General features: G+C 60.6%; 6 protein-coding genes. 4 read left to right on the forward strand and 2 right to left on the reverse strand.

Features of this window, described 5'->3' with window-relative positions; genetic code table 11:
* Position 1 precedes the first annotated feature (1 nt).
* The 3 genes from CD175_RS04575 (at position 2) to CD175_RS04585 (ending at position 2,565) form a co-directional block, all read left to right on the forward strand.
* Positions 2 to 460: a glycine zipper 2TM domain-containing protein gene (locus CD175_RS04575; RefSeq protein WP_104447842.1), complete on the forward strand. Its 459-nt coding sequence runs from the start codon at positions 2 to 4 to the stop codon at positions 458 to 460.
* A gap of 275 nt (positions 461 to 735) precedes the next feature.
* Positions 736 to 1,518, forward strand: coding sequence for a PaaX family transcriptional regulator C-terminal domain-containing protein (locus tag CD175_RS04580; RefSeq protein ID WP_104447843.1), 783 nt, complete (start codon positions 736 to 738; stop codon positions 1,516 to 1,518).
* A 57-nt stretch (positions 1,519 to 1,575) separates the two neighbouring features.
* Positions 1,576 to 2,565 carry a fatty acid desaturase family protein gene (locus tag CD175_RS04585; RefSeq protein ID WP_104447844.1) on the forward strand — a complete coding sequence of 330 codons (990 nt, stop codon included), beginning with the start codon at positions 1,576 to 1,578 and terminating at the stop codon, positions 2,563 to 2,565.
* Positions 2,566 to 2,590: 25 nt separating this feature from the next.
* Here CD175_RS04585 and CD175_RS04590 read toward each other — a convergent pair whose 3' ends face one another.
* Entirely contained in the window at positions 2,591 to 3,298 is a 708-nt protein-coding gene (locus CD175_RS04590) for a hypothetical protein (protein ID WP_338066198.1), read from the reverse strand.
* 49 nt (positions 3,299 to 3,347) lie between these two features.
* Entirely contained in the window at positions 3,348 to 14,591 is an 11,244-nt protein-coding gene (locus CD175_RS04595; protein ID WP_104447845.1) for a peroxidase family protein, read from the reverse strand.
* A gap of 672 nt (positions 14,592 to 15,263) precedes the next feature.
* Here CD175_RS04595 and CD175_RS04600 point away from each other — a divergent pair.
* Positions 15,264 to 17,000 carry a type I secretion system permease/ATPase gene (locus CD175_RS04600; protein ID WP_104447846.1) on the forward strand — a complete coding sequence of 579 codons (1,737 nt, stop codon included), beginning with the start codon at positions 15,264 to 15,266 and terminating at the stop codon, positions 16,998 to 17,000.
* The last annotated feature ends 2 nt before the right edge of the window (positions 17,001 to 17,002 follow it).

The raw sequence follows: 17,002 nt of genomic DNA on the forward strand, positions 1-17,002 counted from the left end.
AATGAAAGCAATCCTGTCCTGGCTGACGGTCACTTTGGCGACTGTCTTGATCAGTGCCTGTTCCGCCGTGGGATCGAACGATGGCGGTGCCGGTGAAATGGAGATTCGCTCGGGCAAGATCGAGCAGATATCGCTGACGCAGATGCAGACCAATCACGACAGTGGCGTCGGCGCCGTACTCGGAGGCCTTGGCGGCCTCGGTATCGGCAGCCTGATCGGCAGTGGCACCGGGCGCGACGTCGCCATGGTCGCCGGCGCACTCGCCGGGGCGGTGGGCGGCAATTACGCAGAGAAGAAAAAGTATGACCAGCCGGTAGCGGCGCAGCAGGTCATCGTGCGGGTGAAAAGTGGCGTACTGGTATCGATCACCCAACCGATCAATCCGGCCCTGAGCAAAGGCATGAACGTTTACATCGAAGGCTCGGGGAATAATGCCCGGGTGCTGCCACAGGGCGGGTAGTGGCCACGCCTGGAGCGGTAAACCGCCGTTGATCAGGCAGCCCAAGGTATCTTCGCTGGCAAGCCAGCGCCCACAGAGAACGCGTGTTCACCCTCGTTTTGTGAGCGACGCAAAACCCTGTGGGAGCCGGCTTGCCGGCGAAGGCGTTTTCCAGGCCGGCGCATGACATAAGGCCGTCAACCTAATCATTACAACAAAAATGAATTAACTTACCATTGTGTAATATTACTCAGCACGATAGATTCATTCGCAATCTGTAATGACCTGGAAAGACAATGAAACCTTGCGTAAAAAGCCTGGTGCTCGAACTGCTGGTGGCTAAAAACGGCGTTCCCTTGCAGGTCAGGGAAGCCATCGTCGCCTGCGAGCTATTCGGCATCAGTGAAAACAACGTCCGGGTCACCTTGGCGCGCCTCACTATCGAAGCATTGCTGGAAGGTGCGGGCCGAGGAAGTTATCAGCTGGGGCCAAAGGCCAGGGACATCTCGGCGCAGTTGTTCGAGTGGCGCAACGTGGAGCAGTATCTGCGGCCGTGGGACGGCAGTTATCTGATGGTGGCGTGCAACGCCCTGGGGCGCAGTGATCGCAACATCTTGCGCCAGCGTGAACGTGCCCTGCACATGCTGGGTTTCGCGGAGCTGGACAAAGACCTGTACGCGCGCCCGAACAATATCTCGCCTGATATCGAGTCGTTGCGTCGACGTTTGATCGAACTCGGCCTGGAACCGGCAGCACTGGTTTTCCAGGCCCTGGGCTTCGAAGAGGCGCAGACGCAGCGAATACAAAACCTGTGGAAGGGTGAGTTGCTCGACGACAGCTACCGCCGCCATTGCGAGCAATTGGAAAGCTGGACGCTGCGCGCCGGGCAACTGAAACCGGACATGGCCGCACGCGAATCTTTCATCCTCGGCCGCGAAGGCATCCGCCAGATCGTCTTCGATCCCCTGCTACCGGAACCTATGGTCGATGTGGCGCTGCGCACGGAGTTCTTTGCCTGCACCCAGCGTTTCGTGGATCACGGCCACCAGATCTGGCGCACCTTTCTGCAACAGCCCTGAAGACTCAACTGACTCATCACCCGGACCGGTACCTGGCCCTTGATGTCGAGGATAGACATGCATAACAAAACCAAAATCAGCGATATTCTCAGCCGCGACGAAATCAAATCCTTCAGCGAACGCTCAGACCTCTGGGGTGCCTGGGCGGTGGTGTCTACCTGGGGCGTGTTGGCCTTGACCTTTACAAGCCTGGCCTGGGCCCGCGAACTCCTGCCCTGGTGGGGATTCAGTCTCGCCCTGATCGTGGCTGTCGTGATTATTGCCGGACGCCAGTTGTGCTTTGGCATTTTGCAGCACGACGCCGCGCACGGGACATTGTTCAAGAGCAAATGGTGCAATGACGTACTGGTCGACTGGATGTGCGCCCGGCCGATCTGGAACGAGCTGCGCAAATATCGTCCCTATCACCTGACTCATCACGCCAAGACCTCTTGCGTCGACGATCCCGATCTCTGCCTGGTTGCCGGATTGCCTACGACGCGCAGCTCCATGATGCGCAAGTGCCTGCGTGATCTTTCAGGTATTACCGGCCTCAAGTTCCTGGCGGGACGCGTGCTGATGGATGCCGGCGTGCTGCAGTGGTCGCTCACCAGCGATATCCGCCGCCTGCCGCAGGCAGGTCGTCGCTGGTGGGACTACCCACGGACCTTCTTCAGAAACGCCAGCGGCATGCTGCTCACTAACGGCCTGCTCCTTGCCGCATTCTGGATCAGTGGACAGGCGTGGTTGTACGGCGTGTGGGTGCTGGCCTATATCACGCCGTTCCCGTTGTTCATCCGCATTCGCTCCATGGCGGAACATGCCTGCCTGGAATCAGGCACGGACGTCCTTCGCAATACGCGAACCACACAGGCCGGTTTGATCGCCCGCGCTTGCGTGGCGCCTATCCGGGTCAACTTTCACATTGAGCACCATCTGATGGCATCGGTGCCGTATTTTCGCCTGCCGAAGTTGCATGCTCTTTTGCGACAGCGCGGCATCGTGCCGCCACCGCCCACTTACTGGCAGGTGCTCAAGCGTGTGAGCCAGCGAATTCACACCGCCTGATGGATGAATACTGTTCGCCTCAGACTCAAAAGCCGAAGTACACAAATGCCGTGGCTGCCGCCATACCCCACGCGAGCAACGCCATGACCGTTGAATTTTGCGGCAACCCGGATTCGCTCAATCGCTGAAAACCGGGCCTCGCAACACCGGCCTGTACGTAATAACCCAGCCTGATTGCCCGGTAGGTTTGCCGCAGGCCGACCAACAGAAACAGGGTGATCAGACCAAGGGCAAGTCCTCGCCTGATAGCCGGTTTAGCCAAGGCTGCAAGGTGATCCTGCTCGCAGGCAACGCTATTGAGTTGCACAACGGTAATTCGTTGATAGTCCGTCGAAGAGCGCTTTTGCCCCATCTGGATCGCCGCCTGTTGCTCCAGATCCAGCACCTGATACTTCCAGAGTGTTGACGATCCTTCTCGGCAGAAGGTAAACGCGGCAGGGCTTGATACGGAGATAATGCAAGCGTCATTGATATCCAGTTTTTCCAGCGTTTCCATGGCTGACCTGGTGAAGTCCAGGTCCAAGACCGAAGCGGCCCCGGTAGCAGAAGCCGCGACCGAAACCAGTAGGCTGCTCAAGATGCAGATGGCTGAAATGTTCACGGCCAGGTTCCCCTTTTCCATTTTTTTGATTTCGCAGCTCGGTTCCAGCCTGCTTTGTTGAGCTCCAGTACGCTGCTGGCACCCCGATTCACGATGGGTCATTGAGTGGAAGAAAAAAGGGAGGGCATCCATTGCCCTCCCTCCGTGGTCCACGCTCCTTGCGACAGTGTTTGTCAGAACCTCAAGAGGCCAGAATGAAGTCGGCGGCCGAGACGGTGTTCGGGTCGGCCACACCTACCAGGGTGATGGAGCCAGCGCCGAAGTTGAGCAACGTATCCGCACCGAGATCGACGACATTGACACTGGTGTTGAAGGTCGCAGCCGTGATGTTGAGTGCGGCGAAATTGAGCAGATCCTGGCCTCCGGCCGCGTTGGCATCAAAGCCGATGATCCGATCGTTGCCGAAGGCCAGTCCGAACACGAACATATCGTTACCACTGCTGGCATCCATCGTGTCGTTGCCTGCCCCGCCAGCAACACTGTCGTTGCCGGCACCACCATCGAGGAAGTCGTTGCCGGCCCCTCCCAGCAATGTGTCGTTGGCGTCGCCGCCGAAGAGGGAGTCATTACCCACCCCACCGGTGATGACGTTGTTCGACGCGTTGCCGCTGCCGACGAAGTTGCCGACTCCGGTGTAGAGCAGATGCTCGGCATCGGTACCCAGTGTGTAGCTGGCCAGTGACGTCTGTACGGAATCCGCCCCCTCACCCGCCGACTCAACCACCAGGTCGAAGGCTGAATCGACGATGTAGCCATCGTTGCCGACGCCACCGATCATCGCGTCATTACCTGTACCGCCAGTGAGGATGTCGTTGCCAAGGCCACCCAGCAATGTGTCGTTGCCGCCACCGCCGTTGAGGTTGTCATTACCCACCCCACCGGTCATGACGTTGTTCGACGCGTTGCCGTTGCCGGTGAAGTTGCCGGCTCCGGTGTAGAGCAGATGCTCGACATTGGCGCCCAGTGTGTAGCTGGTCAGCGACGTCTGTACGGAGTCCGCACCCTCACCCGCCGACTCAACCACCAGGTCGAAGGCTGAATCGACGATGTAGCCATCGTTGCCGACGCCACCGATCATCGCGTCATTACCCGCACCGCCATTGAGGATGTCGTTGCCCGCGCCACCCAGCAATGTGTCGTTGCCGGCTCCGCCGTTGAGGCTGTCATTACCCACTCCACCGGTCATGACGTTGTTTGACGCGTTGCCGTTGCCGGTGAAGTTGCCGGTTCCGGTGAAGAGCAGATGCTCGACATTGGCGCCCAGTGTGTAACTGTTCAGCGACGTCTGTACGGAATCCTCACCCTCACCCGCCGACTCAGTCACCAGGTCGAAGGCTGAATCGACGATGTAGCCATCGTTGCCGGCTCCGCCGACCATCGCGTCATTACCCGCACCGCCAATGAGGAGGTCGTTGCCGAGCCCCCCCATCAAGGTGTCGTTACCGGCTCCGCCGTTGAGGGTGTCATTACCCGTCCCACCGGTGATGACGTTGTTCGACGCGTTGCCGGTGCCGACGAAGTTGGCGGCGCCGAGGTAGAGCAGATGCTCGACATTAGTGCCCAGCGTGAAGCTGGCAAGCGTGGTCTGTACGGAATCCTCACCCTCACCCGCCAACTCGACCACCTGGTCGCCGACTGAATCGACGATGTAGCCATCATTGCCGACTCCACCGATCATCGCGTCATTGCCCGTACCGCCATTGAGCACGTCATTGCCTTCCTCGCCATTGAGGAAGTCGTTGCCGTCCCCGCCGTTGAGAAGGTCGTTGCCAAGGCCGCCAAACAACTGGTCGACACCACCCAGGCCATTGAGCGTATCGTTCCCGCCCAAGCCAAACAGCACATCGCTACCTGCGGTACCGTTGAGGGTGTTCGCCAGGGCGTCACCCGTTTGCACCGCACCCAGCAGCACGACCAGCGCCGTCGCCGCAGAGGTCACCGACTCCAGCGTGCCGAAGCCATCGGTGTAGCGTGCGATCACCCGCAGTTGCTGGTTGATCTGCGCCGCGCCCGGGGTGAAGTTCACGCCAGTCGCGCCGGCGATATTGGTGAAGGTAGTCCCGGTACCTTGCTGCCACTGGTAGCTGAATGTGCCCACCCCGTCCGGATCGACGATCCCGGCCGTCTGTGCGGTCAGCACCTGACCTTGAGTCGGTGTGGTATCGCTGATCAGCAACGCGCCTGTCGGTGCATCGTTGACGTTGACCACCGGTGCAGTGGCATCGGACGCAACGCTTTCGGCGACACCGAAGTCATCGACGTAACTGACCACCACCCGCACCTGATTACCGACCTGAGCCTGGGCAAGCGTGAGCGTGCTACCGGTGGCCCCGGCGATGTTGACGAAGTTGACGCCGTTGGTCACCTGCCACTGGAAGGTGAACTGCGGATTGCTCAGTCCATCGACATCGATGATGGTCGACGGGTCAGCGGTCAACACCTGGTTCTGCGTCGCAAGGCCAGTAACGGTCGGCCCGGCAGTCGGTGCGTTGTTCGCCGACGAACTGACGAACTCCAGCGTACCCTTGGCATCCTGATACACCGCCCGAACACGGATGTTCAGACCGGCGACATCATCCGCCACCAGATAGGTGGCGCCGATCGCCCGCGATACCTCGCCGGCGGCGACAAAGGTGATGTCTTCATAGACACCCGAGCCCGCAACGTTTTCGACCTGCCAGTAGTAAGCCACCGGACCGGTAACCGCGCCGGTCAGATTGCCCGCTCCCACGTTGTCCAGGTCGCGGATCGACTGATCGCTGACGCGCAACAACTGGCCGGCGACAGGCGTATCCTCACGCGCACCGGTGGCATTATCAAGGATCGCCAGACGCCCCACAGGACCGCTGTTTACCGCGGTGCCGACGCCGGACGCCTGCGCCTGGTCAGCGAACTGCAGACGCTCGACGCCGGTCAGGCGATCGACGCCATCACGGCCCGCCACCAGGTCGGTCACGATGACGGCATTGCCGTCGAGGGTGACGCTGTACTCCGACGCATTACCGGAATACACCGCGGTGTCGAAGTTGTCAGTGCCGGTCAGAATCTCCCGCACGATGACCAACTGGCCCGGGTTGTAAGTACCATTGAGCATTGCCTGGACCATCGGCGCCATGCTGTCGAACGTGGCGATTTCCGCACCAGTGCCATCAGCGTTGGCCCGTACGCTGATGCGTACGTTCAACCACTTGTCACCATCGATGATGTCGTCACCACCGCGACCTTCGATAAGGTCGCTGCCGCTGCCACCGAGGATGATGTTGCCGCCGTCGAAGAACGTCGCTCCGACTGGCAACAGACCCGCCAGACCGTTGATCAGGTTGATGTTGGTCAGCACACTGCCGGTTGCACCCGCGGTGGGTAGCGATGTCGCATCTTCGTTGTCACCGCGCAGGAAGTCACCGTGGGACGATCCCGACAGACCTTCCATGATGTCGAACCGCACCAGCGCCGAAGCACCCGAACCCGGCACCGGTGGCACATCGAAGAAGCGATCGCTGTAATCGATGGTCACGCCCTGGGCGAGATCCTTGAAGGTCGACCAGTCATAGCCGGAGCCGCCGATATAGCGGTCACCCATGCCGAGACTGCCGACCATGATGTCGTCACCGCCTTCGCCGTTGAACTTGTCGTTCTCGTTACCGCCGACGAATACATCGTGGCCGATCACAGGGTCGTTGCCGAGTGGGTCGAAGTTGTCGCCAGGTGCACCGTCCGAGGTGCCCTTCTCGATCCAGTCGTCGCCTTCGTTACCCATGTCCTGTTCGTTGGCCTTGCTGCCCAGGATGAAGTCGTTGCCCTGGCCACCAATGGCTTCGGAGGCGTCCTCACCGGTCACGATGAAGTCGTTGCCGAACCCGCCAATGATCAGGTTGACGCCGTTGCCTCCGTGCAGCACGTCGTTGCCGTCGCCACCCTGGATGTTATCGTCGCCACCGGTGTCGGTGATGATGTCGTCGCCGGTACCACCACGCAGTTGGTCGTTGCCGTCACCGCCATCGATGCGATCGTTGCCGCCATCGCCCCAGACCGTGTCATCACCTTCACTGGAGATGAGGATGTCGTTGTTATCGGTGCCACCCAGCACGATGTGCTCGGCACCGTTGTAGCGGATGTAGTTGGTGTCTGCCCCCACGGTCAGCGGGTTGTCGCGGAACACCACCTGCTCGCCGTTCGGGCCGAGCGGATCAACGGAGACCAGGCCTTCGTTGAATTGCTTGCCCTGGTCCACTTCCAGGTAGAACCCCGGATCCGAGAACACCAGGCCCGGCAAGTGCGTGGCCGACGTGTTGGCCATGATCAGCTTGGCGAACGAGTTGCTTTCAAGTTCGGCATTCATCGACAGGCCAGAGGTACGCTCCAGGTAGTAGAAGCGATCGCCGTCCTGCAGTTTTTCCAGCTGGTTCTCGAACACGAAGTTGAAGGTCGAGCCGAGCATGCCGCCGAACGGAGTTTTCTGTTCGGCCAGGCCGCCAATCCACATATCGATGGCATCGACGCCTGTGATCGTCACCCCCTTCAGGTCATCGGCAGTACCCGCGATCCCATCCCTGCCAGGCAGTGTCACGTTGGCCCAGGCACCGCTGCCGTTGAGGAAGTCCAGGCGGTCAGCCGGCGCCCCCGCACCACCAAATACCAGCGCCAGCGCTGCAGCGCGTTTGCCTTCCAGTGTGGTCGCCCCGGTGATCGTGTCATGCGTGCCATAGGCGGCGATGAAGTTGATCAACGACTCCGGATGCTTGAGGTGCTGCACCAGGTCGACCCAGCTGTTGTACGGCTTGAGTTGGGTGTCACCGGTTTGACTGTAGATGTCGCGGCGGAACGCGTTGAGTGAAGGAATCCCCACGTCGCGGCCACGGGCGATATTGAGCGCCGGCAGGTCAAGCGGCAGGCCGAGCAGGTTGTTGCGCAGCGCCTCGGTGACGAACTCGTCGATTTCGTTACCGGTTTGCCGAGTCACCCCACGCACGATTGCACTGGTCGCATCCTCTGGCGATACGCCACTGGCGGCATACGCCAACGGGTTGAGGAACGCCGCGATCAAGCCCATTTGCTGATCGGGATTGGCGCTGGCCGGATCGCCTATCACGTTGAAGTCGATATCGTAGCGATCGACAGTCTCGGTCAGCATCGAGTGGCCAAACCGGTACACGGTGTGGGCGAACTCGGCGACGATCGAGGCATCGAGGTCGACGTCATAGACCTGGGTCGGTGCGAAGAACAGGTCGATGTTGGGCTGGATGGTCCGCGCAAACTCCTCGAACACCAGGTGCTGATACTGCATCTCGGTGCCGAACTTGGCAGCCTGGAACAAGCGCTCGCCATTCCACTGCAGCGCATCGAACTCGGCTTGGGTGGCAGGCAATGCGGTCACCGGATTGAGCAGCCACTCGTTGAGGAAGGCCACGTCACCCGAATCGAGCACGGTGTCCTTGGTCTGCTGGACCAGGCGGTTGTGCTCGGAGTGGAAGATCGCATGCACCGCGGTCAGGCCGATGTTCTCGTTGACCCGACCGTCGCCGGCGATGTAGTGAGCATCGAGCAGTTCGTTGTCATAGGTCAGGTTGTTGCCGCCAGGGCCAACAGGCTGCGTATTGCCGACATCGGCGTCAGCGTCCGCCAGCAGAACCCCACCGACAACGACCGGCACAGCGTTGTGAGCGATGTCGTTAAGGAAGGCATGGCCGGTGCGCACTGCGTTCACGAGGCTGACCGGACTGGCCGGATTGCCTTCGACAAGCGTAGTGACGTCATCGGCGGTGCCGGCAATGCCGTCTACCCCGTTGTTGACCCGAATGACAATCTGCGGGAAGCCGTTCGGCCCCTTGAGGAAATTGCCATAGGCGTCAGTCGCCAGCAGCGGACCGCTGTCGATATCGGCGTCGGTCAGATTGATACCGAGAACGTCACGTGCTTGCGCCTTGACCACCTTCCAGGTCGCCATGCCACCGATTTCGGTGTCGTCTGCGGTTCCATACTTGCCATCCAGCCCCAGGTCAACATTAGTGATCAACCTGCCTGTCGCGACAGGGCCGTCGGCGGTCAGTTCATAACCGCGCAGGAACACCTGATGCGACGGGTGCGAGCTGTAGGTCTGGTTCTGGTCCACGAACGGCGTGGTGGTGTTGGTTTGCTCATGGATGTCGTCGGCGGTGCCGAGAACACCATCAGGCCCTGGCTGGTTGGTCGCGCGGGTCAGGACCATGAAGTTGGTCGGGCTACCTGCGACAAACAGTGGATCATCCTCATTCAGCGGGATGAAGACAGTGCCCGAGCCGCCTTTGGTCACCAGGTCCAGACCATGGTCGAAGAACTGCCCGAAGAAGGTCATCCAGGCGTTGAACGGAGCTGACAGCCCCGCATCCGCCGCGGTGTTTTCGAACAGGTACACATCGTGATCATCGGCAGTACCGAACTGACCATCCATGCCTGGGCTTGCGACTATCCGTACGCCATCCTTGAGTACGTCGTCATTACCCGCACCCACCACGCCGAAGTCGAGATGACCGTTCAAGCCCGGGTCGAATGCCGTGGCATAGGCCGCCGGGTTGTTCGACGTCTGGTCGACGATCAGGTTACTGATGGTGCGCGGCTGTGAGTCAATCACAAGGCCGCCGTTGCTCGCATACGTCGTTCCCCCTTCCGCAGGATTGAAGACCGGATCGCTCAAGCGCGGAAAGACGTTGTCGGCAGCACCAAACTCGGTGTGATTATTGCCGTTGAGGTTCAGCAGGTTGTTGTTCGACCCGTCGACCGCCCGCAGGCCCAATGGCGCGCGAATGTTCGGGATCAGCGAGAGGATGTCCTGACCAGACGCTTCAGCCTCGGCAATCTTGATCTGGTCAAGAATGAAGTTGAGGTCGGAGCGAACCATGTGCAGGCCCGCGCCACCCGCGGTGGCATCCACGACCGGTACTGGCGCCGTCGGTACGACCGGTGTGCCCGGAGCCACCACGGAGGTCGGCTGCGAGAACATCATTTCAGTGGTGCCATGGGCATCCTGATAGATCGCCTTGACGCGCAACGACAGCCCGGCAAGGTCGGGAGAGACCTTGAACGAGGTGCCATCGGCACTCTGGAACGCCAGGTCACCGGCCGGCAACAGGATGATGTCCTCGAAAATGCCACTGCCTGGAGTTGCCTCGAACTGCCAGTAGTAGGACACGGAGCTGTTGATCAAGCCCAGCGGATTACCCGCCGTGATGTTGTCGGCATCGCGCAGCCCGGCCACGCTGACAGTCAGCGTGTCGCCCACGACGATCGCGCCGCCGTTGCCATCGGTGATAGTCGGACTGCCAGTCGGTTGGGCATTGAGCCCGTCCACCAGCACTTGCTGGTTATCGGCGAACTGCAGGCGTTCGATATGCAGCAGGGTATCGGCGCCGTCACGGCCCGCTACGCTGTCTGTCACGGTATAGACGTCGTCCGCCAGATCGGCGGTGCCGCGATCGTCGACGGTCACCGTGTACTCGCTCTGAAGCCCGGAGTAAATGGCAGTGTCGAAGGCCGCCCCGCCGGTCGAAGTGCCGGGCAGGATTTCCCGCACGGCCTTGAGCTGACCGGGGTTAATGGTACCGTCCAGCATGAGCGGAATCATATCGACCATGCTGTCGAAGGAGGCGATTTCGGGACCGGTATGGTTGACGTCAGCCGGATCATAAACGGCAATCCTGACGTTGATCCATTTGTCGCCGTCGATCAGGTCATCGCCGCCGCGACCTTCGATCAGGTCACTGCCATCGCCGCCGAGGATGATATTGCCAGTGGCAAAACCGGTGACCGGCAAGCCGGCATCGGCCAGGAACTGGTCCAGTCCGCGGATCAACGCCACATTGGTCAGCGCACTGCCCGTGGCACCACCGTGGTTGACGATTGTGACTGCATCAACATCATCGCCTTTGAGCACATCACCGAAACTCGAACCGGACAGACCTTCGACCTCGGCAAAACGGTCGAGAATCGAGGCCGGCGAGGCGCCGACCGGATTGAACACCCCGGCATTCTGGTTTGGTGCATTGCCGTGTGGCTGCGCCAGCGCGGCCAGGCTCAGGTCAACGGTCACGCCGATCTTGTCATTCTTGTAGGTGACCCAGTCGAAGCCGGACATGCCGTCCATCTTGTCCTGGGCATCGCTGCCGACAAAGATGTCGTCGCCACCCTCGCCGATCATTTCGTCGAAGCCACCGCCACCGACAAAGATATCGTTGCCGATCACATCGTCAGTGAGCAATGGCGAGAAGTTGTCGCCAGGCGCACCGTCCTGGGTGCCCTTCTCGATCCAGTCATCACCTGCGTTGCCGGTAGGAGGCAGGTTGGTCTTGGCACCGAGGATGAAGTCGTCACCCTGGCCACCGAAGGTGGTGGTGATGTCTTCGGTGGTGATGATGAAGTCCTGGCCATCGCCCCCCAGGATCAGGTTGCCAGCAACCAGCATGCTGCCGGCCACGATCACATCGTTACCGGCATTACCTTCCAGACGGTTGTCGCCAAACGAGTCGGAGATGATGTCATCACCCGCGCCACCCAGCACCGCATCGTTCCCCGCACCGCCTTCGAGGCGGTCGTTCCCGGCATCGCCGTAAAGGGTGTCATCGCCGTCACCGGAGATGATGATGTCATTGCCGGCGGTGCCGCCCATGACAACATGGTCTTCACCGGTGTACTGCAGATAATTGGTGTCCGGACCAACGGTGTCCGGGTTGTCGCGGATCACCAGCGGCACGATCTCCACGCCGTCGATCATGATGCCGCCCGTCGGATCGGCGCGGCCGCCCACACCCAGGCCGGTGAACTGATGGGTCTGATCCACTTCGAGGGTGAACGTTGGCGTCAGGAACACGGTGTTCGACAGGTGGGTGACATCGGAGTTGAGCATGATCAGCTTGGCAAAGGAGTTGTTCTCAAGCTCCGTGCCGAAGTTCAGGCCCGCGGTACGCGACAGATAGTAGAAACGGTCGCCGTTCTGCAACGCCTCCATCTGGGTTTCAAACACGAAGTTGAACGTCGAGCCGAGCATGCCGCCGAACGGCATTTTCTGTTCGGCGAGGCCGCCGACCCAGAAGTCGATGTCGTCGACGCCCGTGATCGTCACACCTGTCTGGTCATCTGCGGTTCCCAGTATCCCGTCCTTGCCGACCGTCGTTACGTTGGCATAGGCACCGGTGCTGTTGAGGAAGTCCAGGCGGTCAGCCGGCGAACCCGCACCACCGAGTACCAGCGCCATGGCTGCAGCGCGTTTTTCTGCCAGCGTGGTCGCCGCCGTGATCGTGCTATGCGTGCCAAAGGCCGCGATGAAGTTGACCAGTGACTCGGGGTGCTTGAGGCTGTCAGCCAGGTCAGCCCAACTGATGTATGGCTTGAGTTGGCTGTCACCGGTTGATGCATAGAACTCACGGCGCGCCTCATTCAAGGTGGGAATGCCAGTGTCGCGACCACGCGCCAGGTTCAGGGCCGGCAAATCGAGCGGCAGACCGAGCAGGTTGTTGCGCAAAGCTTCAGTGACGAACTCATCGATCTCGTTGCCGACCTGGCGGGTCACACCGCGAATGATCGCCCCTGCCGCCTGGTCCGCAGTCACCCCGCTGCCGGCGAACGCCAGCGGGTTGAGGAAGGCCGCGATCAGCCCCAGTTGCGAGTCCGGGTTGGCCGGGTTAGTGAGCAGCGGATTGAACGCGGGGTCGAAGCGATCGACGGTCTCGGTCAACATCGAGTGACCGAAGCGGTACACCACGTGGGCGAACTCGGCGAGGATTGCCGGGTTGATCGAAGTGTCATAACCGTTGGGGGCAAGGAATCCGTCGATCTGCGGCTGAACGGTCCGCGCGAACTCTTCGAACACCAGGTGCTGGTACTGCATCTCGGTGCCGAACTTGGCGGCCTGGAACAGGCGTTCGCCGTCCCACACCAGCGCCGCGATCTCGGCGGGTGTAGTCGGTATCGCGGTCACGTCGTCAGCCAGCCACTCATTGAGGAAGGCCAGGTCGCCGGAGGCAAGGATGGTGTCCTTGGACTGCTGGACCAGGCGGTTGTGCTCGGAGTGGAACACATGGTGCACGGTGGTCAGGCCGATGTTCTCGTTCACCCGGCCGTCGCCGGCAATATAGTGGGAGTCGAGCAGTTCGTTGTCGTAGGTCAGGTTGTTGCCGCCCGGGCCAACGGGCTGCGCATTGCCGACAGCGATGTCGGTATCCGCCTGCAGAACCCCGCCGACGACGACCGGCGCGGCATTGTGGGCTATGTCGTCGAGGAAGGCATGCCCGGTGCTCACGGCGTTGGCCAGGCTGATCGGAGCAGCCCGGTTGCCTTCGACCAGTTGAGTGACGTCATCAGCCGTCCCGGCGATGCCGTCAGCACCATTACCGACGCGAATCACTACCTGCGGCATGCCGTTAGGCCCGCGAATGAAGTTGCCGTAAGCATCGGTTGCCAGCAGCGGAACGTTGTGTACATCGGCGTCAGTCAGGTCGATGCCGAGCATGTCACGGGCCTGGGCCTTGACTACCTTCCAGGTCGCCATGCCATCACCGGCGCCATCATCGGCAGTGCCGAATACGCCATCGGCGCCGAGATCGCGGTTGGTAATCAAGCGTCCTGTTGCAACAGGGTCGCCTGCGGCGTTGAGAACGTACTCACGCAGGAACACCTGATGCGACGGGTGCGAGCTGTAGGTCTGGCTTTGGTCGACGAACGGCGAAGTGGTATTGGGCTGGCCATCATCGGCAGTGCCAATGACTCCGTCCGCGCCTGCGGTACGCACGGCACGTGACAGCACCATGAAGTTGGTCGGGCTGCCCGCTACGAACAATGGATCGTCCGGCTGCAGCGGAATAAACACGACGTCGGTAGCGCTCTTGGTGACCAGGTCGAGACCGTGGTCGAAGAACTGGCCGAAGAAGGTCATCCACGAGTTGAAACTGGCGGTCAGGCCGACGTCTGGCGACACGTTGGGCATGAAGAACACGTCCTTGTCATCGGCCGTGCCGAACACGCCATCCAGCCCGGGGCTGGTGACTATCTGTACGCCATCCTTGAGTACGTCGTCATTACCCGCACCCACCACACCGAAGTCGAGATGACCGTTCAAGCCAGGGTCGAAAGCTGAGGCATAGGCCGCCGGGTTGTTGGCGGTCTGGTCGACGACCAGGTTACTGATAATCCGTGGTTGCGGGTCGATCACCGTCCCGGTCCCGGCGTATGCCGGCGATAGAAAGGAAGGATCAAGCAGGCGCGGGAAGGCGTTGTCCGAGGCGCCAAACTCACTCTGGCCGTTGACCAGGTTGTTGAAGCTGCCATCGACGGTACGCAGGCCGAATGGCACCTGACTGTTGGGAAGCAAATCACTGAGGCTGGCGCCATCGGCATTCGCCTCTGCGATGAAGATTTGCTTGAGGATGAACTCCAGGTCCGACTTGTTGAAATTGGCCATTTTGGATTGCCCTCGATCTGTCTGGGTAAAGGCACGGGACGAGAAGGTCCACCCGCGCCAAGTCACGTGCTGGCTTGTGCAGTTTGTTGGTCTTGTTTTCTAGCGAGAGAGCTGGCGTTACCCGGGACCCGGGATACGCGCCTGGAATTCGCGTAGTGAATGGCTCGCCGAACGGTCAGGCAGAGCGAGTACGCGCCCTGGGCGGGCCATGGAAACAGGAGGTAAAGGCAAACTTGCTGGTAAGCCCCTTCACTCTGCAAAAGAACGCAATGATCGACATGCTCTGCTCCTTCCGGGAAATCACCGCACCTTGCGTTGCCAAAACGATGACAAGCTTCCGGCGGGCGGCCCCCCCGATAACTAAGACTAAAGTTCCATAGCAAATCTTTGTCAATATTACGTCGTTAAAACAGACGACTGGTGTTTGGTGGTCACAACTAGCTGTTTTTAAAAGACATATAGAAAGTTGAGTGCAGGTATAGAGCGAAATGTTATTTCGGAGTGTTTCAACGCGACCTACGCTCCTGCATAAGGGAGCAACGCAGAGATTTCGGAAGACTCGCCATCCACAGAGCGACCAGCCTGCGCGTGCATAAGTCGTTTAAGGGACTACATTTACTGTTAGCTGTTGCGCCCCTAGGGCAACCGCCTTTTCGAAGTGGGAGGATCACCATGCCCAAGCAGTCGAGCATCCGTTCCGAACTGTCCGACGCCCTTTTTCGCATGCGCCGCAGCTTTTACATGCTGGCGGCGTTCAGCGGCGTCATAAACGTCATGATGTTGACGCCAGCCGTTTATATGTTGCAGGTCTATGATCGAGCCCTGGTCAGTCGCAACGTCACGACACTGACGATGCTGACTGTGCTGGTGGTGGGTCTTTTCTTGCTGATGTCCACGCTGGAAATGGTCCGCACCAAGGTGCTGATCCGGGTCGGCAACTGCCTCGACATGGAACTCAACCGACGCATTTTCAACGCTGCATTCGAACGCAACCTGAGCCGCGCCGGGGGTAATCCGGCCCAGGCCCTGCAAGATCTCTCCCAGGTTCGTCAGTTCGTCACCGGCAATTCCCTGTTCGCGTTCTTCGATGCACCGTGGACGCCGATCTACCTGTTGGTCGCCTATCTGATCCACCCGCTGCTCGGACTGCTCACGCTGATCGGTTCTCTGATTCTGATGGGCCTGGCTTATCTCACTGAAAAGGCGACGCAGAAACCGCTGGCCGAAGCCAATCAGGCCGCCATGTCCTCCGCCCAATACGCCAACAACAACCTGCGCAATGCCGAGGTCATCGAGGCCATGGGCATGCTGCCGTCGATCAGCAAGCGCTGGTTCCAAAGCCATTTGCGCATTCTGGAAATGCAGACCCTGGCCTCCGACCGCGCCGCCTTGATCAGCAGTACCGGGCGCTTCGTGCGTATCACGCTGCAGTCACTGATCCTCGGCGCCGGCGCACTGCTGGCGATCGAAGGCAAGATCACCCCGGGGATGATGATTGCCTGTTCGATCCTCACCGGCCGCGCACTGGGTCCGGTGGAACAGGTCATCGCCTCGTGGAAGCAACTGCTCGGTTGCCGTTCGGCCTGGTCCCGGCTCAACGAAATGCTGAACGACTATCCGCGCCGGCCACCGAGCATGTCGCTGCAGCGGCCGCAGGGCATGCTGGCGGTGGAGAATGTGTATGCCGGTGCCCCAGGTACCACTAACACGATTCTACGCGGCGTGGGCTTCAGCCTGGTCCCCGGTGAAAGCCTTGGCATCATCGGTCCGTCCGCCTCGGGCAAATCCACCCTCGCCCGCCTGCTGGTCGGGGTCTGGCCGGCGCAGGCCGGCAAGGTGCGCCTGGACGGCGCGGACATATTCACCTGGAACAAAGGCGAACTGGGCCCCTGGCTCGGCTACCTGCCACAGGACGTGGAGCTGTTCGAGGGCAACATCGCCGACAACATTGCGCGCTTTGGCGAAGTGGACAGTGAAGCGGTCATCCGCGCCGCCAAGATCACTGGGGTGCACGAGATGATCCTGCGTTTTCCGCAGGGTTATGACACCCGCCTGGGCACCGATGGCAGTCCGCTGTCCGGTGGCCAGAAGCAGCGCATTGCCCTGGCCCGCGCACTGTATGGCGAGCCCAATCTGATCGTGCTGGATGAGCCGAACGCCAACCTCGATGACATCGGCGAAAAAGCCCTGGTCGATGCGCTGGCCGAACTCAAGGGCCGTGGCGCCACCGTGGTCCTGATTTCCCACCGTCCCAACGTACTCTGCGCCGTCGACAAGGTGCTGATGCTGCGTGACGGCGGCGTGCAGATGCTCGGCACGCGCGATGAAGTATTCGCAGCGCTGCGCAAGGCCAGTGTCATGCCTGCAGGCGCGTCGACTCCGCTGGCCTCCGTCAAAGCACGGGAGTGACC

Origin of the sequence: Pseudomonas laurylsulfatiphila (genome assembly GCF_002934665.1) — a bacterium.
Lineage (GTDB): Bacteria > Pseudomonadota > Gammaproteobacteria > Pseudomonadales > Pseudomonadaceae > Aquipseudomonas > Aquipseudomonas laurylsulfatiphila.